Source organism: Hymenobacter psoromatis (genome assembly GCA_001596155.1).
Lineage (GTDB): Bacteria > Bacteroidota > Bacteroidia > Cytophagales > Hymenobacteraceae > Hymenobacter.
On sequence record CP014771.1, the window covers coordinates 1,229,492 to 1,254,062 of the forward strand.

Consider the following 24,571-nt stretch of genomic DNA (forward strand, 5'->3'; position numbering starts at 1 on the left):
CTTAAAAAAGGCTACTCATATGAGTAGCCTTTTTTAGTGTGGATTTCTTTAATCAGCCCGCTTGCAGGCGTATCTGCGAAATCTGTTTGAATCTGCGGTCTATTCGCCTGATTCGCGCTTGCCTTTGTAGCCGCCGCCGTAGCTGCTGCCACCGCCTTGGCCACCTTTGTAGCCACCACGCTGGTAACCACCGCCCTGGCTACTACCACCTCGGTCGCCGCCGTAGCTGCTACCGCCACCTTCGCGGCGGTCACCGCCTTTGTAACCGCCACCATAGGAACTGCCGCCTTCACGACGGTCGCCGCCGTAGCTGCTGCCACCGCGGTTGCCACCACCAAACGGCGGGCGGCCACCTTCGCGGCGGTCGCCGCCGCCGAAGCCGCCGCGACGCTCACCGCCGAAGCCACCTTCGCGGCGCTCGGGACGGTTGGTGCCTTCTTCCTTGGCGGCCGCGTCCTGCACCGGGGTAGCGATGCTGAACGTAACCGGCTGGCCCTGAATGCTGCTGCGACCAAGCTGGCCCACAATCTCTTCGGCAAACTCGTTTGGCACTTCTACGAAGCTGAATTTGTCGTACAGGGCGATGTCGCCCACTTTGTTGCCGGGCAGGTTGGTACTTTCACCAATCAAATCGACTACATCGCGGGGATGCAGGCGGTCCTTCTTGCCCATGCTGATGAACAGGCGGGTGTAGCCGGGGCGGGTAGCACCTTTCTCGCGGCTGGCGTCGAGGCTTTGCTCGTTGCGCTTATCCTCCTTCATGTTCATCTTGAGCAGCGCAGCAGCGATGTCCAGCGAGGTGGTTTCCTCGCTTTGGTCGAGCAAGCGCTGCACGCGGCCGATGTACTTGTCTAGGTTGCCCTTCTCTACTACTTCCTTAATCTGGTTGAGGAAGAGGGTCGTCTTCACTTCCGACACGTCGGCGAACGACGGCACTTGCGCCAGCTTGATGTCGGCTTTGGTGAAGCGCATGATGTCGCGCAGCTTATAGATGTCGCGGCCACTCACGAAGGTGAAGGCGCGGCCACTCTTGCCAGCGCGGCCGGTGCGGCCGATGCGGTGCACGTAGTACTCTTCGTCGGCGGGCAGGTCGTAGTTGAATACGGCCTCCACGTTGTCTACGTCGATACCACGGGCGGCTACGTCGGTAGCAACCAGGATTTCAAGCGTGTTTTTGCGGAATTTATCGAGCGTGTTCTGGCGCTGGACTTGGCTCATGTCGCCGTGCAGGCCGTCGGCGAAGTAGCCTTTGGCTTGCAGGTCGGCCACAATTTCGTCCACCATGCGCTTCGTATTAGCGAAAATGATGGTCGATTTCAGGTTGTACATGTCCATGACGCGGGTCAGGACGTCCTTCTTCTGCGGGCCACGCACTTCGAAGTAGCTCTGCTCGATGTTGGACACCGTCATTTGCTGATGGTTGACCTTCACTACCTGCGGGTCGCGCTGGTACTTCTTGGTCATATCCATAATCGGCTTGCTCATCGTGGCCGAGAAAAACACCGTCTGGCGATTCTCGGGCATCTTGCTGAGCACAAACTCGATATCCTCCCGGAAGCCCATGTCGAGCATTTCGTCGGCTTCGTCGAGGATGATTTTGGTCGCCTTATCGAGCTTCAGCGTGCCGCGCTCGATGTGGTCCATTACGCGGCCGGGCGTGCCGATTACAATTTGCACACCGCGCTCCAGAGCGCGAAACTGCCGGTCGTACGACGAGCCGCCGTAAATGGGCACTACGGCCAGGCCTTTCTTATACTTACCCAACTTCTGGATTTCGCCCGAAACCTGCACGGCAAGCTCACGGGTAGGGCAAAGCACAATCACTTGTACGTCACGGCTTTCGCCGTCCACACCTTCAATGGCGGGAATGGCAAAAGCAGCCGTTTTGCCGGTACCCGTCTGGGCCTGGCCGATAACGTCTTTGCCAGCGAGCAGTACCGGAATGGCGGCTGACTGAATGGGCGAGGCTTCCTCGTAACCCATTTCAGTAATGGCGCGCTGCACTTCGGGCGAGAGGTTGAGCTCGTCAAAACGAACTTTAGGCTTCTCGGTGTTTTTAGCGGGGGTATTTTCTACTTGTTCGGTATCCATGATGGAACGGAATAGGTTGATTTGCTACCTGGTTTATCCAAAACCTGGGCAGCTTGTGGGGGAAAAGAGACTACGCTCTGAAAACAGCCGGCTCAACAGCGGCGGCGCTTCTTCCCCCTCAACCTTCCTGACTAACGACAAGGCGGAAAAAATACGACCGATAAAACGGGAAACTACTCGGCAGCCACTTACTTAACCTGGGCCACCCCGGCCACTCAATGGGACCGTTCTCAAATGCGGGTGCAAAGGTACAAATTTTTTATTGAAAAAGCTAATTTTATTCATAGTTTCAGGTCTTACCCCAGTAGGGAGCGGGGCTTGCCCCCGCCCGGCGTTGAACGAAGCTAGTACAAATCGTTCAACGCCGGGCGGGGGCAAGCCCCGCTCCCTACTGGGGTAAATTCGACATGAAAAGAGCGCCTTCCCGCGGGGAAAGGCGCTCTTTGGGTAGCACGAAAAGCGGCAATTGCTTAGAGCAACGACACTTTTACTGCGTTCGGGCCTTTACGGCCTTGGGCTTCTTCGTACTGAACCTTGTCTTTCTCTTGTAGCGCCTTAGCATCTACGAGGTCGGTGACGTGCACAAAGATATCTTGGCCAGTCTCGTCGTTTTTGATGAAACCAAAGCCTTTGGTCTCATTGAAGAATTTTACCGTTCCGGTCGGCATAATAAAAAAAATTTTGGGTGTCTTCAAAGCCCGGCGGGAAGCTGGGGACCTAAGATGCAAATACACCGGAGCGGACCGGAACAGCACCACAGGGCCTTGAGTTGCGCCAAAGATAAACAAAATTCCCGAACTTCGCCTCGCTCAAAAAAAAGTTATGGACACGCCCGCCGCCCCTACCCACGCTTATGCTCACCTCTTTACTGTGGAGGCGAGCGACATCGACCAGCTCGGCCACGCCAACAATGTAGCCTACGTGCGCTGGGTGCAGGACGTGGCGGCGGCCCACTGGCACCACTTCTTCCCGCCCACCGCCGCCCTACCCCCCCAGGTGTGGGTGATACAGGAGCACCGCGTGCGCTACCTGCGCTCGGCCTACGCCGGCGATGAGCTACGCGCCAGCACCTGGGTCGCCGACGTGAAGGGTGCCAGCTCCCAGCGCCTCACCCGCATCGAGCGCGTGGCCGATGGGCAGCTACTGTGCGCCGCCGAAACACAGTGGGTGCTGCTGGATGCGGGCAGTGGCCGGCCGGTAAGGGTGCCGGGGGAATGGGCGGAAATACTGATGCCAAGTGGTGAGTAGACTTGTTAGCCGTCATTGCGAGCATGCGAAGCAATCGCACACGAACAAAATCGTTTGAATGCCGAGTAGGTGCGATTATTTCGCGATACACATAGCAATTTAACTTCCAATGAATTAACTCAAGCTAAAGCTTGGTCTATTTGGCTCTGCGTCGTTCCACAATCAAGACAAACAAAGACGTTTATTACGCAACAATCCGCTATATCATAGTCATCACCTATTGAGTCTATTGTCGCGTAGCAAGTCATTAGCTGTTTGCATTCTGTACAATTAGGATATTCTACTCGCTCCCCAGTGGCTATTCCCCCAAGCTTGTGCCTAGTGCCAGCGACATCATTCCATTTATAACCGACAGCAGCTTTCGCTTCTTCAGTTTCTGGAACTGTAATTAGTTTAATTTCCGGTATCAGCGCCATATTCTCAAAAAGTTAATGCCTGCCCCCTTCCGCATCTATTCCGCCTCGGCCGGCTCCGGCAAGACGTACCAATTAACGAAAGAATACCTGAAGCTGGCGCTGGGCTACCCCCAGCCAGCCGACCCATCGGGCGAGCGGCTGTATAAGGCTGATTATTTTAAGAGTATTCTGGCCATCACCTTCACCAACGACGCGGCGGGCGAGATGAAGGAACGCATTGTGGGCGCGCTGCGGCGCTTCGCGCAGGACGGGGGGGGTAGGGAGGATGCCTTATTAACGGAGGTGGCGGCCGAGCTGGCGCAGGAAGGGCAATTGCCGAAGAGCCTGCGCACGCCGGCCGAGTGGCAGCGGGAAGTGCGGCTGCGGGCGCAGGCCACGTTTCGGCTGGTGCTGTACCACTACGCCGATTTTGGGGTGAGCACGATTGACTCGTTTGTGCAGCGCATCGTGACGGCCTTTACGCGGGAGCTGGGCCTGCCCGCCACGTTTGAGGTGGAGCTAGATACCGATAGCGTGCTGCGCTCGGCAGTGGCGGCGCTGATTGACAAGGTGAACCGCGACGCCGATAGCAAGCTGCTGAGCCAGACGCTGGCCGACTACGCGCTGGGCCAGGCCGAGCAGGGCCGCAACTGGAACAAGCTGCCCGATGAGCTACTGGACTTCGGCCGGGCCTTGTTTAACGAGAGCGTGCACGAGGCGGTGGCGCAGCTGGGCCAGAAAACAATGGCCGATTTTCGGGCGCTCGACCAGGATATTCGGGCCCGGCAGCGGGCGGCTGAGGAGGCCGTGCAGGCCCAGACCACGCACGCGCTGGACTTGCTGGCGGCGGCCGGCATTGAGGCCGAGCACCTGGCCAGCGGCAGCGGCGGCATCTACGGGCACTTCACGAAGTGGGAGCGCTGGCTGAGTCCGCCCGACAAGGACGCGCTGTTTCCGACGGCCACGGCCCGCAAGACCATTGAGAGCGGCAAATGGTGGAGCGAGAAGGGCAAGAAGGCCGGCCTGGTGCCCGCCATTGAGGCCGCGCAACCAGCGCTGGAAGACGCGTTTGGCGAACTTCTGGCGCTGCGCGAAAAATATCTACCGGGCTACGTGCTGCTGGGCGCGGTGCAGCCGTTTTTATTTCACGCTTCGCTGCTGAGTGAATTAAATAAATTGGTGGAGGAAATCAGCCGCGAGCGCAACGTAGTATTGATTTCGGAGTTTAACCGGCGCATCGCAGCCATTGTGCTCACCGAGCCAGTACCGTTTATCTACGAGCGAATGGGCGAGAAATACCGGCATCTGCTGATTGACGAGTTTCAGGACACGTCGGTGTTGCAGTGGAATAACCTCCTACCCCTCGTGGAAAACGCGGTGGGCAATGGCGGCCTGTCGCTGGCCGTGGGCGATGCCAAGCAGGCCATTTACCGCTGGCGCGGCGGCGAGCTGGAGCAGATTCTGCGCCTCTACCAGGGCGACACGGATGCGCTGGCCGCGCGGGCGCGCGAGCCGGCTATGCGCCGGCTGCTGAACGAGCGCTACCAGACGTTGCAGCAGAATCTGGAGCCGCATTCGCTCGCCATTAATTACCGCAGCGAGCCGGCGATAATTGAGTTTAATAATGAGTTTTTTACTTATGTGCGGGAGCGGAGTGGCGAGCATGAGGTGGTGCAGGGGATTTTTGAGCCGGGGTTTCGGCAGCAGGTGCCCCCAACGCTCACCTCACCCCCTAGCCCCCTCTCCCGTGGAGAGGGGGAACTAGTTTTTAGCTCTAACTCTAGTCTAGAGACTAGTTCCCCCTCTCCACGGGAGAGGGGGCTAGGGGGTGAGGTGCCCGCAGAGGGCGATGCGCTACCCGGCCACGTCGAGCTACTTTTTACCAAAGACGACGCGCCGGCCCGGCGCTACGCCCCTACCCCCGGCCAGTACCTCGAAGCGCCGCTGCCCGGCTACCTGCCCGACTCCGTGCTCGACTATGCGGAAAGCACCTGCTACCTGGCCTTGCAGCTGGTAGAGCAGGCCCTGGCCGATGGCTACCACCTGCGCGACGTGGCGCTGCTGTGCCGCACCCGCCGCCAGAGCCGGCTGCTGGCTAAGTTTCTGAAAGAGCGCGGCTTTCCGATTATTTCGGCCGATTCGCTGGCGTTGCAGTTTGCGGAAGTGGTGAACCTGCTGGTGGCCGTGATGCGGGTGCTGCACCAGGGCAGCGACACGCTGGCGCGGGCCGAAGCGCTGCTGCTCGTGGACCGCGTGGTGCGCCGCCTACCCCCTACCCCGGCGCGGGCGCGCCACATTGCCGACGTGGCCAATGATACGGAAAGCAGCCGGCCGTTTTTTGACGAGCTGCGCGGCCTGGGCTTCGACGTGGTGGAGAAGAGCACCGGCAACCTGGGCTTGTATGAATTGACTGAGAAGCTCATCGGCACGTTTGGGCTGCTGGGGGCCAACGCGGAGAGCGACTACCTGTTTCGGTTTCTGGATTTGACCTTGGAATTCAGCCTGAAATACGGTAATAATTTAGGCAATTTTCTGACGCACTGGGACGAGCGCAAGGGCGTGCTCAGCATTAACGCGCCGGGCGGGGCCGATGCCGTCACTATTACGACCGTGCACAAGGCCAAGGGCCTGGCGTATGGCGTGGTCATTGTGCCGTTTGCCGATTGGGCGCTGGTGCCGCACGCCGGCGAGCTGCTGTGGGGCCGCCTCGACGCGGCCGACAAACCCCTCCCCGAGCTACCCGACGTGGCCGTGGTGCGCCTCAACAAAACGCTGACCTACACGCCCCTGGCCGACCAGGATGCCGAGGAGCGCGAGAAAACGCTGCTCGACGGCCTCAACACGCTCTACGTGGCTTTTACGCGGCCGCGGCACCGGCTCTATATTCTGAGCAAAGCGCCGGCCGAGACCAGGAAAACGACCGGCGAACTGCCGCTCAGCCCTACCCCCCTGCCTGCGGCCGAACAGGGCCCGGCCCGCGACGTGGCCGACCTGCTGGCCGGCTACCTGCGCCAGCTCGGCCGCTGGCAGCCCGAGGCCACGAGCTTCGTACTGAACCCAGGCGCGCCCCACAACCCAAGCACCAGGCACCAGGCACCAAGCATCAACTTCCCCCTCACTAACCTCACGTCCACGGCCTGGCCCGAGCGCTTGCAGCTGCGCCGCCACGCCACGACGGTGTTTGATTTTGATGAGCAGGAAAAGCTGGGCGAGCTAAACCGCAAGCTGCACTACGCGCTGCGCCGCCTGCTCTCGGCCCGCGACCTGGGCCGCACCTTGCGCCAGCTGGTGACCGAAGGCCTTATCAATCAGCAGGAAAGGCCCGCGCTGGAAGCCGGCCTGGCCCGGCTGCTGGCCGACCCGCGCCTGGCACCCTACTTTGCCGACGACCTGGCGGTGGAGACGGAGCGCGAAATCCTGATTGGCGGCCACACGCAGCGCGCCTACAAGCCCGACCGCATCGTGTTTGGGCCCGGTGCCAGCCGCGCCGAGCAGACCGTGACGCTGCTTGATTTCAAGCTGCCGCCGCCGCAGGATATTCATAAAATCCGGCTGCGCGACTACGCTCGCCTATTTCGGGAGTTGGGCTATGCCGACGTGCGCGGGATTGTTTACTACTTCGGGTCGGGCGAGGTGGTAGTGTTATAGCTGGGCGGCGCATAGGGCAGCGGGTGCTCCGACAGGGGGGGGTAGGCACCGCCGATTGGCTGAAAACCTGGGTAGCCCAACGCGTGGCGGCACCTTCGTTTGGCAGGGCGCGGCCGGCTCAGATAGCGCAGCAATTTCGGGTTTTAAGTGCTTGAAACACTAATCAGTTGAGGGTGGGAAGTTTATTTTCAAAATAGTTCCCTTTCGTAAGTCCGAAGCGTACCAATCCGCGTACCTGAACAAAAGACCGTGCCGGCTGGCACGGCCTATTTACCGAAGTCAGCTTTTGACTACCCGACACGCTCGTTTTAAAGACCCACCATTTGACCTGGTTTTTCACTCTCTATTCATGCTGTCGGTGCCTTTGGTAGCCTCTATCTTTAGGTGGGCTACCCCCTTCGCCGTCCCTGAGACTCTCTGCCGCGCTTTTCCGACGGTAGCCGCATCTCTCCCTTTCTAGCTATTTCCTGATGCACCAGCATTTTTTTGCTGGGCTGGCTGCTCTTTGCCGTTTTTCTACAAACTAGTGGCTGGCAGCCTATTGCGCGTTTTCTTCGGTCACCCATTTCCTTTCCCCTTTTTCATTTTCTCATGAAACACCTGTTAACCAAACCATCGCAGTGGTTGGTGGCGGCTTGTGCTGTCACCGCGCTCTCGGTCTGGGGCGCCACGCGCTACACGCCCCTGGAGGCCAGTAGCCACCGCGAAGCCCCACTCATTGCCGACGACCCGTTGGCCGACAACACCGACGTTTACGCCTTCGTGGACCCCAACGACGCGACGCGGGTCGTGCTCATTGCCGACTACATTCCATTTGAGCTGCCGCAGGGCGGGCCTAACTACAACACGTTTGGTGAGAATATCCGGTACGAGATTCACGTCAAGAACAAGACGGCCTCGAATGCCGATGATATCACGTACCGCTTCGTGTTTACGCGCACCAACCAGGACGGCAGCACGTTTTTCAACGTGCGGCTGGGCGCGCAAAACCTGAAAACCACCTATACCTGCTCAAAAAGCACGGATGGCGGCAACTCGTTTACCAACATTGTGACCAATGGCGTGGTGCCCGCCTACAATATCGGGCCGCGCTCTATTAATACGGCTGTGGGCCTGAACCAGGCCTCGTACACCGCTTACCGCCAGGGTGCGGTGACCACTGCCACGGGCGCGGGCGGCGAGCAGGTGTTCTGCGGCTCGTCGGACGACCCGTTTTTCGTGGACCTGGGGGCCATATTTGACCTGGCTGGCCTGCGCCCCAACAAGGGTAGCCGCGACGGCCTGGCCAAGTACAACGTGCATTCGATTGCGCTGAGCGTGCCGATTACTTCCCTGCAAAAAGACGGCAAAGCGGCCTCGGCGGCGAACACCATCCTCGACCCCGACTACGTGATTGGCGTGTGGGCCTCGGCCAGCCGCCCCACCATGCGCACGCTCAGCAGCACGGGCGGCGCTACTACCGACAACGGCACCTACACGCAGGTTTCGCGCCTGGGCATGCCGCTGCTGAATGAGGCCATCAATCCCATCGGGGCCAAGGATGCCTGGAACCGCGCCATGCCCGGCAGCGAGGCCCCCGCTACCGATGGCTACCTCCAGAACCCCGAGCTTGGCCTGTATATGGCCGACGATGTTCCCATGAACGGCGCGGCTCCCAAGCCCGCCGGCCAGACGTATTATGGCGGAGCGGTGCCGGCCCTCACGGCTCTGCGCATCCAGACCAAGTCGCTGGCGGGCCAGGCGCTGCTAGGCGGCGCCAGCTTCGCGGGCTTTGACTTCCGCGACGGTGCCAATGGTTTATATGGCCTGAAAGGCAATGCCGTCTTGGCCGGTACGGCCCTGGCTGGCCCTTATGCCGACTACCTGCTGCCCGGCCCCGGCCAGCCGCGCTCGGTCGATATCAAGCCTATTTTCCATACCGGCGTGCCCAACCAGGCACCTTACCAGCTGGCTACTGGCAAAGCGGGCAACCCGCTGGCGCCTGGCAAGCCGTTCATCAGCAACTTTTTGCCGGTGGTGGGCGACATGCTGCGCCTGAACATGGCCGTGCCCCCTACCCCCCGCAATTCGGCTGACTTCAGCAACCAGGGCCTGCTGGCCGCCGCGGTGCTGGGCCTCACTGACCCGCGCTTCAACAAGAACGCGACTTTGCAGAATATCCCTAATATGGACGGCTTCCCTAACGGGCGCCGCCTCGAAGACGAAGTAGTGAAGATTGAGTTGCAGGCCGTGAGTGGTGCCGTGCTGGCGGCCATTGGCCTGTGGTACGACGACTACACGCCCAGCAGCACCTCGCCGGTGACGCCGCAGTTGAAGGGCGTGCTGAATTTCACGGCCGGAGTCGAGAAAAACGACACGACATTCCGCGCGTCCTTCCCCTACGTGCAAACGCCGTGGCAGGGCTTCCGCATTCGTCGCTAACTCATTGTCTCATTGTTGCTATCTTCTACTCAAATGACTCCCCAACGTTTACGTACCTATGTCGCGCTGCCTGCCATCGCGGCAGCGGCGGTCGGCCTCTCCCTTTGGAGCCAGACTCGCTACACGCCCCTGGAGGCGTCCTCGCACCGCGAGGCCCCGCTTATTGCCGACGACCCGGTGGCCGACAATACCGACCTCTACGCCTTCGTAGACCCCAACGATGCCACCAAGGTGACCATCGTGGCCAACTACATTCCGTTTGAGCTGCCGCAGGGCGGGCCCAACTACTCGACCTTCGGCGAGAACGTGCGCTACGAGATTCACGTCAAAAACAAGACGACAACCACGGCTGATGATATTACTTATCGCTTTGTCTTCACGCGCACCAATGGCGACCCGACCACTTTCTTCAATATCCGGCTGGGCGCGCAGAATCTGAAAACCACCTATACCTGCTCGAAAAGCACGGATGGTGGCGCTACGTTCACAGATATTGTGACTAACGGGGTGGTGCCGGCCAACAACATCGGGCCGCGCTCCATCAATGGCGGGGCGGGCCTGGCCAAGGCTAACTACGAAACCGACGTGCGCGAAAGTGCCATCACCACGGCTTCGACGGGGGAGAAAATGCTGTGCGGCCCGGTCGATGACCCGTTTTTTGCCGACCTGGGAGCCATTTTCGACCTGGCTAATATTCGGCCCACCAACGCCACCGACGGCCTGGCGCGCAAGAACTGCCACTCGATTACGATGAGCATTCCGATTGCCAATCTGCAAAAAGATGGCAAAGCCTTAGCGAGCGCCACTACCATCCTGGACCCCGACTACGTGATTGGTGTGTGGGCCTCGGCCAGCCGCCCCGCCGTGCAGACTTTCTCGGCGGCCACGGGCCCCGGCACCAGCGGTGCCTGGGTGCAGGTTTCGCGCCTGGGCATGCCGCTGACCAACGAGGTTATCAGCCCCATCAGCGACAAAGACGCCTGGAATGCCCGCTCGCCCTACAACGAGTCGGCCCTGACTGATGGCTACCTCCAGAACCCCGAGCTGGGCCTGTATATGGCCGACGACAGCCCCATGAACGGCGCGGCTCCCAAGCCCGCCGGCCAGACGTATTACGGCCAGGCTATTCCGAACCTGGTGGCTCTGCGGATTCAGAGCAAGTCGCTGGCGGGCCAGCCGGGCTTCGGCAACGGCTTCGACTTCCGCAACGGCGCGGCGGGGCTGAGTGCCTTGTATAATCCGGCGGCGGGGTCTAATGCGGGCACGGCTTTCGCGCCGCCCGTTGACGGCGGCTACGGCGCATACCTGCTGAACGGCGGCAACGCGGGTTCGCCGCGTTCGGTTGACATCAAGCCGATTTTCCACACTGGCGTGCCCAATGCCATCCCATATCAGCTGGCCACGGGCAAAACGGCGCTGGTCGCTGGCAAGCCCGCCGTTAACCCGCTCACGGCCGGCAAGCCGTTCATCAACAACTTTTTGCCGGTGGTAGGCGACATGCTGCGCCTGAACATGGCCGTGCCCCCTACCCCCCGCAATTCGGCTGACTTCAGCAACCAGGGCCTGCTGGCCGCCGCGGCGCTGGGGCTTGCTGACCCGCGCTTCAACACGAGCGCGGCCTTGCAGAATATTCCCAACATGGATGGCTTCCCCAATGGGCGCCGCCTGGAGGATGCCGTGGTTCAGATTGAGCTGAAGGCCGTGAGTGGCGTGGTGCTGGCCGCCATTGGCCTGTGGTACGACGACTTTACTACTGCCGCCCCCACCCCTTTAACACCGCAGCTGAACGGGGTGCTGACCTTCACGACGGGGGTAGAGACAAACGACACGACCTTCCGGGCCGCGTTTCCGTTCCTGCAAACGCCGTGGATAGGCACTGGCTCGGCCAGCGGCCCGACCAATACGGTGATTATCCCGGACCTGACGGTGAGCACGGCGATGCCCGTGGAATCGGGCACGTATAACAACGTGACCATTACCGGCACCGGCGTGGCTTCCTTTAATGGCCCCATCGTGGTAAATGGTACCCTGACCGTGCAAACCGGCGGCGTGCTGAGCACCCGCGGCGTGCTGGCGACCAACTGCCTGCCCATCACCGGCCCCGGCAGCTTTGTGCTCCAGCAAGGCGCTACGCTGCGCATTTGCAGCCCCGATGGCATTTCGGCTTCGGGCGCCACGGGCTCGATTCAGTTGGCCGGCACGCGCACCTACGCCGCCGATGCCAGCTACGAGTATAATGGCCTGGAAGCCCAGGCCACTGGCACGGGCCTGCCCAGCATGGTGCGCAACCTGACGGTGAACAACGCCGCCGGCCTGACCGTGAACAACGGGGGGATAAGTGTATCGCAGCTGGTGGCCCTGACCAATGGCAACCTGACGACCAGCGCCAACCAGATGCTGACGCTGCTCTCGACCCCCACCAACGGCACGGCCCTGGTAGTGAACACCAACGGCTCGGTAACGGGCCCCGCTACTATGCAACGCGCCATCGACCCCACCTTCAACGCCGGGGTAGGCTACCACCACTACAGCTCGCCGATGGTGAGCACCACGCTGGGCGACCTGACGACCACGCCGGGCTTCTCGCCGATTTTCAACACGGCCTATAATACCGCCGCCATGCCGAAGGCCACGACGCCCTTCCCCAACGTGTTTGCCTATGACCAGGCCCGCGTGACGACCAGCGGCAACCCCGGCTCGCAGGACTTCGACCTGGGCTTCTTCGTGCCGGCCGATGCCAACACGACCATGACGCCGCTGGTGGGCTACGACCTGAACATCGCGGCCAGCTCGACGGTGGACCTGATGGGCACGCTCAACAACGGCCCGGTAGCCATCAGCAACCTGAACCGGGGCACCCAGACGCAAAGCGGCTGGCAGCTGCTGGGCAACCCCTACCCCTCGCCGATTGACTTCAGCCAGACGGTGGGCGTCGCCAGCACCAACATGGACAACGCCGTGTACGTGTACCAGAGCACCGGCCAGTACGTGGGCCAGTACCGCAGCTACGTGAACGGCATGGGCGGCAGCTCGCAAGTGGCCGCCATGCAGGGCTTCTTCATGCGGGCCACTACCCCCAACCAGATGGCCAGCCTGGCCCTGACCAACGATTCGCGCGTGACCACGTTCGCCACCACGCCGAGCTTCAACCGCACCGCCGCCGACACCCGGCCCCAGGTGCGCCTGCGCCTGCAAGGCAGCACGCCACTCATCGACGAGGCATATGTGTACTTTGAGAAGGGGGCCACGGCCGACTTCGACTCGCGCTTCGATGCCTACAAGCTGCCGAACTCTTCGGGCCTGAGCGTGGGTAGTCTTATTACCAGCAACGAGCTGTCGGTGAATGGCTTGCCACCGATTACGGGCAGCACCACCGTGTCGCTGAACGTGCAGGTGCCCGCCGTTGGCACTTACGCCCTGAACGCGCTGGACCTGCTCAACTTCGACGCCAGCACCCAGGTGTATTTGCTTGACAACCAGACCGGGGCGCGCATCGACCTGAGCAAGCAGCCGCTGTATAGCTTCACGGCCAGCGCCACGGCGCTGCCGGGCCGCTTCGTGCTGCTGTTTGGGCCCAACACGCCGCTGGCGGCTACCCCCTCGGCCCTGGCCCAGCAGGTGCAGCTGTTCCCGAACCCGGCCCACGACAGCTTCACGCTGGTAGTGCCCGCCGAGTTGGGCCACGGCTCGGTGAGCGCCACGCTCTACAACCAGCTTGGCCAGGTGGTGACCAAGCAGACGCTGCCCCTGACCGCCGCCGGTGCCACGGCCCAGTTTGACGTGTCGTACCTCACGGCGGGCGTCTATACGCTCCAGCTGAAGACGGGCGAAAACCAGGTGGTGAAACGCGTGGTAGTTACCAATTAATAAACCGACCGGCAACGCACCCCAGGCCTACTTTGCAGCGCCTGGGGTGTAGCCCGACCGCTTTATCCCTCTCACTCTCAAGTCTCTTCTCCGATGAAAAAATATACCATTGCCAGCGCCGTCGCCACCGTGGCGGTGTGCCTGCTGGGGGCCGCTACCCCCGCCCTGGCCCAGGCCGGTGCCCCCGGCTCGGGTGGCCCTACCCCCACTGGCCCCAGCCCTACGCAGGTGCCCATTGATGGCGGCGCTTCGCTGCTGCTGGCCAGCGGCGTGGCCTTTGGCCTCAAAAAGCTGCGCGACCGCCGCCGCGCGCGGTAGCCACACGCTTTTTTTCCGCTCTAAACCTTACGCCGCGCTAACCACCCGTGAGTTTAAACCGGCCCCTCCTTAGTAAGAGGGGTCGGTTTTGCGTTTGGGCAACTGGCGTTAGCTGGCAGTGAAAGGAACAAAAAGGCCACCGCATTCTTTGGGTGAATTGAGCCTGGCCCGCCCGGCTGCCCACTGTGGCGCAACACCGGGCCGCCCGGCCTCGTCTATAGTTCCCGCGGCCGACCTTTGCGCCGACTCATTCTCCACTGATGCTCCTCACCCAACCTGCTGCCTGGCCGCGCCTGGCCCTGGCTTCCTCTCTTTTGCTGGCTACCGGCTGCCGCGTAGCCCAAACCACTACCCCCGCCCAGGCCGTGGCCGCCACCGTGACCAGCGCGCCCGCCGCGCCGGTGGCCCCCGTGGTGCCCGACGTACCCGCGCCGGCCAGCACTGCCCCTACCCCCCCCGCCGGCCCCACCGTGGCCGAAGCCGCCCAGGCGCAGTGGTACCTGCGCGACCCGCAGCTGGACAAAACGCCCGGCACCGGCACCACCCGCACCTATGCCGAGCTGTTGAAAGGCCGCACGCCCGCGCCCGTTATCGTGGCCGTGATTGACTCGGGCATCGACACCGCGCACGTGGACCTCAAGCCCATGCTGTGGCGCAACCCCGGCGAAATTCCGGGTAATGGCATTGACGATGACCACAATGGCTACATCGACGACGTGCACGGCTGGAATTTTCTGGGGGGTAAGGACGGCCGTAATATCTCGGTCGAAACCCTCGAATCGACGCGCATCGTGGCCAAGTACGGGCCGCGCTTCGCAGGCAAAACCAGCGCCCAGATTAAGCCCACCGAGCGCGCCGACTACTCACTCTATCTCAAGGCCAAGAAGGCCTACGACACCAAGCGCAAGGAGCTAACCGGCGAGGTGAGCCAGTATGACCAGACTAAGGGCTTCATTACGCAGCTTAGCTCCGCTATCAAGGAAAAAGCGGGGGTAGCGAAAGTGGACACGACCACCCTGCGCGTAGCCGCCGCCAACATCCCGAGTGAGGACCTGAAAGGCGCACTCATGAGCCTGTACCAGAACATGAAGCAGGGCGGCATTGGCGACACCGATGCGCTGCTGGCCGAGCTCGATACGGAGATGAAGGACCAGCGCGAACAGCTCGACTACAGCATGAACACCAAGTCCACTGCCCGCGCCGAGATTGTGGGCGACAACCCCGACGACGTGAACCAGCGCAACTATGGCAACAACGACGTGATGGGCCCCGACGCCCTGCACGGCACGCACGTGGCCGGCATTATTGCGGCCGTGCGCAACAATAACATTGGTATTCAGGGCATTGCCGCCACTCCGGTGCAGATAATGAGCGTGCGCACCGTGCCCAACGGCGACGAGCGCGACAAGGACGTGGCCAACGCCATCCGCTACGCCGTGGACAATGGCGCGCAGATTATCAATATGAGCTTTGGCAAGGAATTCTCGCCCCACCGCGCCGCCGTGGAAGCGGCCTATAAATACGCCGCCAGCAAGAACGTGCTGCTGGTGCACGCCGCTGGCAATGAGGACGATAACCTCGACGTGACGGCGCACTACCCCTCCTCGTTCTACCTCAACGGCGCGGTGCCGCCCAACCTGCTCACCATCGGCGCCTCCGGCCCGCAGGACGATGAGAACCTACCCGCCAGCTTCAGCAACTACTCCAAGCGCCAGGTCGATGTGTTCGCGCCCGGCGTGGGCATTTATTCTACCTTGCCCGGCAATAAATACGGCATGGAAAGCGGCACCAGCATGGCGTCGCCCGTCACGGCGGGGATAGCGGCGGTGCTCAAGTCATACTTTCCCAGCCTCACGGCCGTTGACCTCAAGCGCATTATCCGGCAGTCGGCCCAGGTGCACCATACCCAGGTGCTGGTGCCCGGCGAAAATGGTAAGAAGGCTGATTTCAGCACCTTATCCGCCAGCGGCGGCATCGTGGACCTCTACGAGGCCGTGCGCCTGGCCAGCCAGGAAGCCGCCGCCAAGAAATAAATTAAAAAGTAAAAGTGATGAATTAAAAATAGTGGATTCAGCGACTTAAAATGCTGAGCCCACCATTTTTAATTCATCACTTTTACTTTTTAATTCCCTACTTGCGCCAGCTATGGTTCCTCAATTATTCATCCTGGAGCGCCTGCGTCGGCTGCGGGCGGCCCAAGCCGCTGGCCCTACCCGCTCCCTGGCCGGCCACCCCGCCCTTGCCGATGCGTCCCTGGTCGCCGCCCCTCACCCGGCCCGGCCCGCGTGGCGGCGGCAGGCCGGCGGCATTTTATACCTGATAGCCGGCGTTTTTTCGGCGGCCCTGGGGCTGGAGTCCTTCATTCTGCCTAATGGCCTGTTCGACGGCGGGGTTACCGGCATCTCGCTGCTGGCGGCGCGGCTGCTGCCCAGCCTGCCGTTTTCGGTATTTCTGGTGCTGCTGAATTTACCCTTTATCTGGCTGGGCTACCGGCAGTTGGGTAAGACGTTTGCGGTGAAGGCGCTGGCGGCCATTCTGGGGTTGGCGCTGGTGCTGGTGGTGGTGCATTTCCCGGTTATTACCCAGGACAAGATGCTGATTGCCGTGTTTGGCGGCTTCTTCTTAGGAGCGGGCATTGGGCTGGCCATGCGCGGCGGCGGCGTGCTCGACGGCACCGAAATCCTGGCCGTTTACCTGAGCCGCAAGGCCAGCCTGAGCGTGGGCGATTTTGTGCTGGTGCTCAATATCTTAATCTTTCTGGTCGTAGCCCTGGTCATATCAGTGCAAACGGCGCTCTACTCCATTCTCACCTACCTGGCCGCTTCCAAAACCATTGAGTTTGTGGTCAATGGCATTGAGGAATACACCGGCGTCACCATCATTTCAGCGCAGAGCGATGCCATTCGGCGCGCCCTCACCGAGCGCCTGGGCCGGGGCGTGACGGTCTATGCCGGGCACCGCGGCTACGGCTCGCACGGCGAGCAGCCCAGCCCCATCGACATCGTGTTCACCGTAGTCACCCGCCTCGAAGTTAGCCAGGTTACTACCGAGGTTAATCAGCTCGACCCCAAGGCGTTCATCATCATGCACAGCGTCAACGACGCCAAAGGTGGCATGGTGAAGAAGCGGGCGTTACATTAAAGAAGACAGGCCTTGGCCGCGCTAAAGGGGGGTAGGGAGGATTACGCGGGCCGTGGTTTTTCATACCCCCTTCGGTAGGGTCAAATTCTCACCTGGGCTACCTTTGCGGGTATGTCCGCACCCTCTACGCCGCTTACGCTCGCTGGCCTTTTTATTTATCCGGTTAAGTCATTGGGCGGCATCAGCCTGCCGGCTGCCGACCTCACGCCGCAGGGCCTGCGCCACGACCGCCGCTGGCTGATAGTGGACGAGCGCAACCGCTTCCTGACCCAGCGCGAGCACGCCGAAATGGCGCTGCTGGTCGTCGAGCCGGCCCACAACGGCTTTTTGCTGCGCCACCGGCAGCGGCCCGCGCTGCTACCCCTCTACATTCCGTTCGAGGCCACGCCCAAGCGCACGCTTTTCGTCACCATCTGGGATGATATGGTGTTTGCCTGGCGCGGCACCAAGGCCGCCGATGAGTGGCTGAGCGAGGCCCTGGGCCAGCCTTGCAAGCTGGTGTATATGTCGGACATGGCCCGCCGCGAGTGCGAGCCCGAGCGCAACCCGGCCGGCACGCTCGTCAGCTTTGCCGACGGCTACCCCTACCTGCTGGTCACCGAAGAGTCGCTGGCCAAGCTAAACACGCAGCTCACCGAGCCCGTGCCGATGAACCGTTTCCGCCCCAACCTGATACTACGCGGGGCCGCCGCCGACGCCGAAATGGCCTGGTCTAGCCTGCGCATCAACGACTTGCACTTTCGGGCGGTGCGCGGCTGCGGGCGCTGCATAGTCACGACCATCGACCAGGCCACGGCCCATAAAAACCCGGCCGGCGAGCCGCTGCGCACGCTGGCCACCTACCGCAAGCCCGACCAAAAAGTCATTTTTGGGCAAAACGTGACCGGACCCGTTGCCGGCCACCTGCGGGTGGGCGATGAGGTAGTAGTGAGCTAGCTGCTGCCCTTTGGCCCGTTACGTTTTGGCGCCCGCCAGAACGACGCGCCAAAACGTAAAAGCCCTACCCCTCCCATTTTGGCCAACCTCCGGCCCGGCGCGCCGTTTAGGAGGAGCTATGGAAATAGCCTTTGTTCTGGATTTTTTGCGCCGCCTGGCGGCGAATAACAACACGGTTTGGATGCAAGAGCATCGCGCTGACTACCTGCGTGCCCGCGACAACTTCGTCAGCCTCGTGGCTGATGTGCTGCGCCGGGCCACGCCCGCCCTGCCCGAGCTGGCGGGCCTCACGCCGGCGCAGGCCATGTTCCGACTGCATAAAAATGACCGCAGCCAGCGCGACCCCGAGCCCTACAAGGGCCGCTTGGGCGCGGGGCTGGTGCCGGGCGGGCGCCACGCGCTACGCGCCGGCTACTCCGTGGCCCTGATGCCGGGCGGCGGCTCGTGGCTGCGGGCCGGACGCTTCCGCCCTATCCCCGCCGAGCTGGCCGCCATCAGGCAGGAGATTCAGTATGATAGTGCTGACTTTCACCGCATTATTACAGATACGCACCTGCTCCAGCACTTCCCTGCCGGCCTGGACAGGAGTGTAGAGCAGCTTAGCCGACCACCGCGCGGCTACGCTGCCGACGACCCCGACCTGGCCTATCTCAAGCTCAAAAGCTTTGGCATGGTCCGCCTTTTTTCGGATGAAGAAGTGGTTGCCCCGGATTTTATTGACCGCCTGGTGGCGGGAATGGTGGCCGCCCGGCCGTGGGTAGCATACCTCAACCAAGCCCTCCTTACCGAGTAGCGGGCCCGCCGATTAAAACAACCCGAACAGCTTGCCCTCAATGCGCTCGATAATAGTACCCAGGTCCTCGGGGCGCTTCACATAGTCCAGCTCGTTGACATCCACGATGAGCAGCTTACCGTATTTGTAGCCGGCAATCCACTGGTCGTAGTGTTCGTTAAGGTTTTTCAGGTACTCAATGCTGATGGAATTTTCGTATTCGCGGCCCCGTTTTTCAATCTGCCCGATGAGCTTGGGCAGGTCGGCGCGCAGGTAGAGCAGCAGGTCGGGTGGGTTCACCAGGCTGATGAGGCTCTCGAAGAGGGCGTAGTAATTAGTGTAGTCGCGCTCGGCCAGCAAGCCCGACTGGTGCAGATTGGCCGCGAAGATGTGGGCGTCTTCGTAGATGGTGCGGTCCTGAACAACGCTTTTGCCCTGCTGCACTAAGGTCTTGATGTGCTGCGTTTGACGAAAGCGGGCGTTCAAAAAATATACCTGCAAATGGAACGCCCACCGGGGCATATCCGCGTAGAAGTCTTTGAGATACGGATTATCATCAACTTCTTCTAAAAATACTTCCCAACGAAAATGCTGGGCCAGCTTGTGAGCCAGCGTCGTTTTGCCGGCTCCGATATTGCCGACGATAGCAATGTGCATACACTAAAAAACAGTTGGCGGACGAAATGCGGACGCCAAAGGTAAGCTACTACTCTCTCCTACCCCTGCTTCTAGCTATGATATCCCTGCCTACTGACAATACCCAGCTGCTGAGCCTGCCTGACCAACACGGGGCGCTGCTGGCCGATTACGACTTTTACCCGCACCTCGACCTGCTGCACGTGCGCTGGCACGGCCACCTCACGGCCGATAGCCTGGTGCGCGGCATCAAGGCTGGCATGCGCCTGTTTGAGGGCCGCGACCTGCCTCAGCGGGTGCTCAGCGACCACAGCCTGGTATCGGGCGAGTGGAGCGAGGCCCTACCCTGGCTGCACTACGAATGGCTGCCAGCGGCCACCTACAAAGGCCTGCGCGCGGTGGCCCACGTGCTCTCGCGCGACCCCGCCAGCCGCCTCACCAGCTACCCCGGCAACCCCGAATTTATGGCCGCTGTGCAGCAACAGCTCCGGGCCCGGCCGTTTCGCCACGTGGGGCCGGCCTGGCAGTGGCTCACGCACCATTAAGCCTTTAGCTATTGCTGCACAAGGCATTGAATAGTAGGGGGCGGTGAAAGCAGCGCGAACTGGAAAGTTCGCGCTACCAAGTACTCGTGCAAAAGCAAACAGGCATAAAAAGCACGTCATTCCGAGCTTGCCGAGGAATCTCGCGTGCGTCGTGGAACGAGGCCCGAATAACCCAAGCGAGATTTCTCGGCAAGCTCGGAATGACGTTCTTTTTACTCCATTGCTTTTGACTGACTACTTAGCGGTTGCCCTTGCTTTCGTCGATGCGGTCTTTGACGCGGCGCGCGCCTTGCAGAGTGCGGAATTCGCCCTGGTAGCTGCGCACCGTGAGGCGGTCGTCGAGCGGCAGGTCGAGGCGCACGGCTTCGTAGCGGGCGTTGAGGCGGGTGAGCGTGGCGCTAGCCTCGTCCCATTCCTTGCCGTCCCAGCTGCGGCGCTGGTCGCGGGTAGCATCCAGAAAGCGGCTGTATATATCCAACAATTGCGGGGCCGACAGCTGGTTCACATCCACGCTCTCGTGCATGAATTTGGTCAGGCCGGGGTCGGCGTTAGCTACGAAGCGGGGGGTAGGCGCGGCGGGGCGCGGGGCCGGGGCCGCGGGGCGGCCACCGGCCAGGTCGCCCCGGCGCAAAAGGCTGTCTTGGCGTGCGTTTTGAGCCGTGGCCAGCAGCGGCAGCGCGGCAGCCAGCAGCGTAAAAGTGGTGGGGCGCAGGTAAAAAAGAAGCTTATTCATGGGCTTTAATACGGAATCTGGCACTAAACGCTTGGCTAACTCCGGGCCAACCTAACGTGCCGGGGCAGCGTTGCGTATGCCTACCCGGCGTAGAAGTCGGTTTTTTGGCCGACCTTCGCCCCCTCACCCGTTCGTTATGCCCACTCGCGCTACCCCGGCCATTCCGGCCACGCCCCTGCACATTCAGCCTGCCACCGAGCAGGATATTCCTACCATCATCGAGCTGGCCGAAGCCACCTGGGAACCCACCTACCGCTTCATTATCTCGAAGGAGCAGATTGACTACATGTACCGCGTCATCTACACGCCGGCCTCGCTGCAACGCCAGATGCGCGACCAGCACCACCAGTTTTTGCTGGCCTACGTGGAGGGGCAGCCCAGCGGCTTCGCGTCGTTTTCGGAGAAGCCGGAGGGCGTGTATCACCTCAATAAAATCTACGTCCTGCCCTCGCACCAGGGCCAGGGCCTGGGCCAGAACCTGGTGCAAGCCGTGGTGGGTGCCGTGCGCGAAGCCGGCGGCAAAGCCCTGGAGCTGAACGTGAACCGCCACAACCCGGCGCTGGCTTTCTACGAGCGCCAGGGCTTCGCCCAGCACCGCGAGGAAGATATTGCCATTGGCCCGTACTGGATGAACGACTACGTGCTGCGGAAAGAATTATGAATTGATTCGGCTGTTTCGGCAGTGGGCAAGTCAACTCGTTTTCATAGTCTCTTTTTCTTTCATCCGCAACTCCAGTAACAATTCATAATTTCTAATTTCTCATTCATAATTCCCCAAAATGGCCACCAAACTAACGGTTCTTTCCAACGGCTCGCTGCGCGTAGAAGGCAAAGACATTCAGCTCATTGATGCCCAGGGCAATGCCTACGGCCTCGGCGGGCGCGAGCGCATCAGCATTTGCCGCTGCGGGTTAAGCAAGCAAAAGCCCTTCTGCGACGGGTCGCACAAGGGCCATTTTGAGCACGACGCCACGGCGTTTGACCTGCCCGCGCCCAAGCCAGTGGTGTAGCGGCGGGCTCCTGCCACTCACGATGGCACGTCAGGCTGCGCGGTGCGCGGCCTGACGTTCTTTTTTATTTAGCTGATGGGAATTTCCTACCCCTGCCCCAGCAGCCTGATAACCGCCGCCGGGTCTTCGACCTCGATAATGAGGCGGTTGAATTCTTCGGCTTCGAGGTCCACGACCAGCGTGTGGTCGCGGTGCTGCACGTCGAAAAACGTGGGCTTGTGGTCGGGTATGTTGTCGAGGAAGAACGTGCCGGCCGTTATCAGCCCCGGCACGTAGGTGCCCGCGGCCCGAATGCCCGCCAGGTGCGCGGCGGCGGCCGGGTCGTAGCGCACACCTTTGATGTGCACGCGCGGAATGCGCAGCTCGCTGCGAAACGACCAGAGCTTATGCCAGCCCTCAACGGTGAAAACAATGTCGGCGTCGTGTTGGTGAACGGTGACCATGAGAACGGGGGGTAGGGCTGGCGTGAGCTAGGCCGCAATATTACCCAAGGTTTTGGGTCCCAGCATCAGCCAGAGGTTTAGGCGCACCACGTCGCCCATCGAGTCGCAGTGGTCGAACTTTTGGGTGCGGTGGTAGCGGTTGAGGGCGGCTTTGAGCTCATCTACTTTGTCGGGCGGGGCCAGCTCCTGGCGGCGCATCACGTCTAACAAAGCCTTGAGGCGGTGGCGCTCGGCGCGGGCGCGGCGGGCCATGAGGGTGCGCTCCTCGGCCTGGTACTGGCGCAGCGTAGAGGGCTTGAGCAGGCGGGCGCACAGCGCCACCACGGCGTAGTTGTCCTGGAACGACTGGGGCACGTACATGGCCCGGCGGCCCTCGTAGCTCTGCTGGTCGAAGTCGATGGCGCGCACCCGATATTGCTCGTCTTCAAAGTCGGGCGTCACATCAATAACGTAGTTGTAGGCCCGCATATCGCCCAGCAGCCGGGCAAAGCAGCGCTCGTTGAACTTGACAAACTCCTTAGCGATGCGCACCTGGTTGAGGTGCGGCTGGTTGAGCCGCAGCCTGATAAAATCATCGCCCGGAATGCCGGCAATGTGTTCCTCAATGAGCGTATTGCCGGTATCGACGAGGTAGTTCATCGAGTTGGGCGACAGCAAATGCTCCAGCTCCAGGCCGTAGAGGCGTGAGGCATCGGCCTGCTTCACGTAGAAGTAGTCGTAGTTGTCGTTGAGCTGATTGAGGATGCGCACCCGAAACGGGTGCGAGTTGCCGAAGCGGCAGTAGTCAATGCGGTCGGCCAGCAGGTCATCGGCAAACGACAGGTCGCCGGCCGTTTTGAGCAGCGCGTACACCTGCACCAGGCCCTGGCTGAGCGCCAGCAGGTCGTGCGGCTCGTAAAAAACCGTTTGCCACAGCGTGTCCTTCCCCGCCCGGTCGAGCAGCGGAAATGAGTTGCTGAAGCGCAGCAAATCGGCGTAGCTCACCGGTAGCGGTGTCGCGCGGTCGTAGTCGCGCAGGTACTGGCGCAGCGCCGGCGTGAGGGGGTAGCTCGGCTTTTTGCGGGAGATATCCATGTTGGCAACGGGTGACTGGGTGAGTGAGCGAATGGGTAACTGATTTCGGCGGGCATTCACTCATTCGCTCACTCACCCATTCACCCATTGGCCTATCCCGCCAGCTCGGTCACCAGCTCCACGTATTGCTGGCGGGCGGCGTCTTTGCTGAGGCCGGCGAGCTGATGCCAGGCATCGTGTTTGGCGATGGCCTTGAAGTCGAACCCACCGGGGCGCGGGGCGGTAACGTCGCCCTCGGTGCCCTGCTTATAAAGCGCATAAAGCTGAAGCAGCACCGTGTTGGCGGGCTTGGCCGGGAGCTGCTGGGCCTGCTGGGCCGCAGCCTCAAAATCTTGTTGGGTAGTCATGGGATTGGGTAATGGGTAATGGGTAGTGGGTAGTGGGTAAAGAACGTCATTACTTCTCATTACCCATTACCCAGCCAGCGTAGTGAGGGGGGTAGGCGGCGCGGGCCGCGTGGGCACCGAGCCATCGGGGCGGGCCCAGGGCAGCCGCGGGGCCAGGGGCAACGCCAGCAGCCGGGGCACGGTCTGGGCCGCCGGGTCAGGGTAGGCGGGCACGCCGATAGTTACCTCGGCCTGCGGCACATTCAGGCGTAGCGTGCGGTGTAAATAGTCCCATATACTGAGCACTACGCCGAAGTTGCTGTCCGTTTCGCGCCGCACCTGCGAGTGGTGAATGCCGTGGGCGCGGGGCGTGATGAGCAGGCGCGCCAGGGGCGCTTCCACGGCCAGCGGCAGCCGCCAGTTGCTGTGCTGAAACGCCGTGCAGGCCTCAAACACGGCCTCGTAGCTCAGCACCGTGGCCGGGCGCACGCCCAGCAGCGCTGGCAGCGCCGCCCGGTATGGGATGCTGGCCAGCATCTCGCCAAAGTGAAAGCGCCAAGCGGTGGTCAGGTCCATGTCGAGGTCGGCGTGGTGCACGCGGTGCAGACGCCACAGCAGCGGCGCGTGCAGCAGCCGGTGCCAGGTGTAGGCCAGGTAATCGAGCAGCAGCACTTCGGCGGCGGTGCGCAGCGGCTCGGGCAGGCGGGCGAGGGGTAGGCGGCGCGGGGCCAGCGCGGGCGCGAAATGGACCATTGCCGGCAGCAGCGTGAGGCGCATGGCGGGCAGCGCGGGCGCGGCCAGCAGCACGTTGCGCGGCCAGCGCTCGGGGCGCGGGCGGGTGCGGCGGCGCAGCGGGCGGCGGGTTTCGAGCAGCAGCAGGCCCAGGCCCAGCACGGCCAGCGCGGGGCCAGCCCAGCGGTCGAAACGGCGGAGTAGTGTAGCGGGAGTAGGCATGGGAGTTAAGAGT

General features: G+C 61.7%; 19 protein-coding genes and 1 pseudogene. 12 read left to right on the forward strand and 8 right to left on the reverse strand.

Annotated features, from left to right (window positions below; all coding sequences use genetic code 11):
• Positions 1 to 99 precede the first annotated feature (99 nt).
• Entirely contained in the window at positions 100 to 2,091 is a 1,992-nt protein-coding gene (locus tag A0257_05215; protein ID AMR26565.1) for an RNA helicase, read from the reverse strand.
• Positions 2,092 to 2,561: 470 nt separating this feature from the next.
• Positions 2,562 to 2,759, reverse strand: a complete 198-nt coding sequence (locus A0257_05220) for a cold-shock protein (GenBank protein AMR29629.1) — start codon at positions 2,757 to 2,759, stop codon at positions 2,562 to 2,564.
• 154 nt (positions 2,760 to 2,913) lie between these two features.
• Between A0257_05220 and A0257_05225 the strand changes: the two genes are divergently transcribed.
• The 9 genes and pseudogenes from A0257_05225 to A0257_05265 all read left to right on the forward strand — a co-directional run bounded on the left by A0257_05225 (position 2,914) and on the right by A0257_05265 (position 18,858).
• Positions 2,914 to 3,339, forward strand: coding sequence for a hypothetical protein (locus A0257_05225; protein AMR26566.1), 426 nt, complete (start codon positions 2,914 to 2,916; stop codon positions 3,337 to 3,339).
• A gap of 431 nt (positions 3,340 to 3,770) precedes the next feature.
• Complete coding sequence (locus A0257_05230; GenBank protein ID AMR26567.1) at positions 3,771 to 7,382, forward strand: hypothetical protein; 3,612 nt, start codon at positions 3,771 to 3,773, stop codon at positions 7,380 to 7,382.
• A gap of 684 nt (positions 7,383 to 8,066) precedes the next feature.
• Positions 8,067 to 9,803, forward strand: a complete 1,737-nt coding sequence (locus A0257_05235; protein AMR29630.1) for a hypothetical protein — start codon at positions 8,067 to 8,069, stop codon at positions 9,801 to 9,803.
• Positions 9,804 to 9,932: 129 nt separating this feature from the next.
• Positions 9,933 to 11,678, forward strand: a pseudogene (locus tag A0257_05240) (hypothetical protein).
• A gap of 2,085 nt (positions 11,679 to 13,763) precedes the next feature.
• Positions 13,764 to 13,988 (forward strand): hypothetical protein, encoded by a 225-nt coding sequence (locus A0257_05245; GenBank protein ID AMR26568.1) that lies wholly within the window; start codon positions 13,764 to 13,766, stop codon positions 13,986 to 13,988.
• Between the two features lie 470 nt (positions 13,989 to 14,458).
• Positions 14,459 to 16,021, forward strand: coding sequence for a peptidase S8 (locus A0257_05250; protein AMR29631.1), 1,563 nt, complete (start codon positions 14,459 to 14,461; stop codon positions 16,019 to 16,021).
• A 220-nt stretch (positions 16,022 to 16,241) separates the two neighbouring features.
• Entirely contained in the window at positions 16,242 to 17,129 is an 888-nt protein-coding gene (locus tag A0257_05255) for a hypothetical protein (protein ID AMR29632.1), read from the forward strand.
• 111 nt (positions 17,130 to 17,240) lie between these two features.
• Positions 17,241 to 18,065 (forward strand): hypothetical protein, encoded by an 825-nt coding sequence (locus A0257_05260; GenBank protein AMR26569.1) that lies wholly within the window; start codon positions 17,241 to 17,243, stop codon positions 18,063 to 18,065.
• A gap of 118 nt (positions 18,066 to 18,183) precedes the next feature.
• Complete coding sequence (locus A0257_05265) at positions 18,184 to 18,858, forward strand: hypothetical protein (GenBank protein AMR26570.1); 675 nt, start codon at positions 18,184 to 18,186, stop codon at positions 18,856 to 18,858.
• Between the two features lie 12 nt (positions 18,859 to 18,870).
• Here A0257_05265 and A0257_05270 read toward each other — a convergent pair whose 3' ends face one another.
• The gene (locus A0257_05270) at positions 18,871 to 19,494 is read right to left on the reverse strand and encodes a deoxynucleoside kinase (protein ID AMR26571.1); all 624 of its coding nucleotides are present in this window, start codon (positions 19,492 to 19,494) and stop codon (positions 18,871 to 18,873) included.
• 77 nt (positions 19,495 to 19,571) lie between these two features.
• On the opposite strand from A0257_05270, the gene A0257_05275 reads away from it, so the two are divergent.
• Entirely contained in the window at positions 19,572 to 20,018 is a 447-nt protein-coding gene (locus A0257_05275; GenBank protein AMR26572.1) for a hypothetical protein, read from the forward strand.
• A gap of 238 nt (positions 20,019 to 20,256) precedes the next feature.
• Here A0257_05275 and A0257_05280 read toward each other — a convergent pair whose 3' ends face one another.
• Positions 20,257 to 20,751, reverse strand: a complete 495-nt coding sequence (locus tag A0257_05280) for a hypothetical protein (protein ID AMR26573.1) — start codon at positions 20,749 to 20,751, stop codon at positions 20,257 to 20,259.
• Between the two features lie 136 nt (positions 20,752 to 20,887).
• On the opposite strand from A0257_05280, the gene A0257_05285 reads away from it, so the two are divergent.
• Both A0257_05285 and A0257_05290 read left to right on the forward strand, forming a co-directional pair.
• Positions 20,888 to 21,412, forward strand: a complete 525-nt coding sequence (locus tag A0257_05285) for a GCN5 family acetyltransferase (protein AMR26574.1) — start codon at positions 20,888 to 20,890, stop codon at positions 21,410 to 21,412.
• A gap of 118 nt (positions 21,413 to 21,530) precedes the next feature.
• The gene (locus tag A0257_05290; protein AMR26575.1) at positions 21,531 to 21,761 is read left to right on the forward strand and encodes an iron-binding protein; all 231 of its coding nucleotides are present in this window, start codon (positions 21,531 to 21,533) and stop codon (positions 21,759 to 21,761) included.
• An 86-nt stretch (positions 21,762 to 21,847) separates the two neighbouring features.
• Here the strand turns inward: A0257_05290 and A0257_05295 are convergent, their stop codons facing one another.
• The 4 genes from A0257_05295 to A0257_05310 form a co-directional block, all read right to left on the reverse strand.
• Positions 21,848 to 22,204 carry a hypothetical protein gene (locus tag A0257_05295; GenBank protein AMR26576.1) on the reverse strand — a complete coding sequence of 119 codons (357 nt, stop codon included), beginning with the start codon at positions 22,202 to 22,204 and terminating at the stop codon, positions 21,848 to 21,850.
• A gap of 27 nt (positions 22,205 to 22,231) precedes the next feature.
• A complete protein-coding gene (locus A0257_05300) occupies positions 22,232 to 23,278 on the reverse strand; it encodes a hypothetical protein (protein ID AMR26577.1) in 1,047 nt (348 codons plus the stop codon).
• Positions 23,279 to 23,370: 92 nt separating this feature from the next.
• Entirely contained in the window at positions 23,371 to 23,625 is a 255-nt protein-coding gene (locus A0257_05305) for an acyl-CoA-binding protein (GenBank protein AMR26578.1), read from the reverse strand.
• A 66-nt stretch (positions 23,626 to 23,691) separates the two neighbouring features.
• Positions 23,692 to 24,558, reverse strand: a complete 867-nt coding sequence (locus A0257_05310) for a hypothetical protein (GenBank protein ID AMR26579.1) — start codon at positions 24,556 to 24,558, stop codon at positions 23,692 to 23,694.
• Positions 24,559 to 24,571: the final 13 nt, after the last annotated feature.

Excerpts from the sequence above, each read along its gene's own strand:
- A0257_05225 (AMR26566.1), top strand. The coding sequence starts at position 2,914 with ATGGACACGCCCGCCGCCCCTACCCACGCTTATGCTCACCTCTTTACT.
- A0257_05230 (AMR26567.1), top strand. The coding sequence starts at position 3,771 with ATGCCTGCCCCCTTCCGCATCTATTCCGCCTCGGCCGGCTCCGGCAAG.
- A0257_05305 (AMR26578.1), bottom strand. The coding sequence starts at position 23,625 with ATGACTACCCAACAAGATTTTGAGGCTGCGGCCCAGCAGGCCCAGCAG.
- A0257_05300 (AMR26577.1), bottom strand. The coding sequence starts at position 23,278 with ATGGATATCTCCCGCAAAAAGCCGAGCTACCCCCTCACGCCGGCGCTG.
- A0257_05290 (AMR26575.1), top strand. The coding sequence starts at position 21,531 with ATGGCCACCAAACTAACGGTTCTTTCCAACGGCTCGCTGCGCGTAGAA.
- A0257_05260 (AMR26569.1), top strand. The coding sequence starts at position 17,241 with ATGTCCGCACCCTCTACGCCGCTTACGCTCGCTGGCCTTTTTATTTAT.
- A0257_05275 (AMR26572.1), top strand. The coding sequence starts at position 19,572 with ATGATATCCCTGCCTACTGACAATACCCAGCTGCTGAGCCTGCCTGAC.
- A0257_05215 (AMR26565.1), bottom strand. The coding sequence starts at position 2,091 with ATGGATACCGAACAAGTAGAAAATACCCCCGCTAAAAACACCGAGAAG.
- A0257_05220 (AMR29629.1), bottom strand. The coding sequence starts at position 2,759 with ATGCCGACCGGAACGGTAAAATTCTTCAATGAGACCAAAGGCTTTGGT.
- A0257_05285 (AMR26574.1), top strand. The coding sequence starts at position 20,888 with ATGCCCACTCGCGCTACCCCGGCCATTCCGGCCACGCCCCTGCACATT.
- A0257_05280 (AMR26573.1), bottom strand. The coding sequence starts at position 20,751 with ATGAATAAGCTTCTTTTTTACCTGCGCCCCACCACTTTTACGCTGCTG.
- A0257_05310 (AMR26579.1), bottom strand. The coding sequence starts at position 24,558 with ATGCCTACTCCCGCTACACTACTCCGCCGTTTCGACCGCTGGGCTGGC.
- A0257_05245 (AMR26568.1), top strand. The coding sequence starts at position 13,764 with ATGAAAAAATATACCATTGCCAGCGCCGTCGCCACCGTGGCGGTGTGC.
- A0257_05295 (AMR26576.1), bottom strand. The coding sequence starts at position 22,204 with ATGGTCACCGTTCACCAACACGACGCCGACATTGTTTTCACCGTTGAG.
- A0257_05265 (AMR26570.1), top strand. The coding sequence starts at position 18,184 with ATGGAAATAGCCTTTGTTCTGGATTTTTTGCGCCGCCTGGCGGCGAAT.
- A0257_05270 (AMR26571.1), bottom strand. The coding sequence starts at position 19,494 with ATGCACATTGCTATCGTCGGCAATATCGGAGCCGGCAAAACGACGCTG.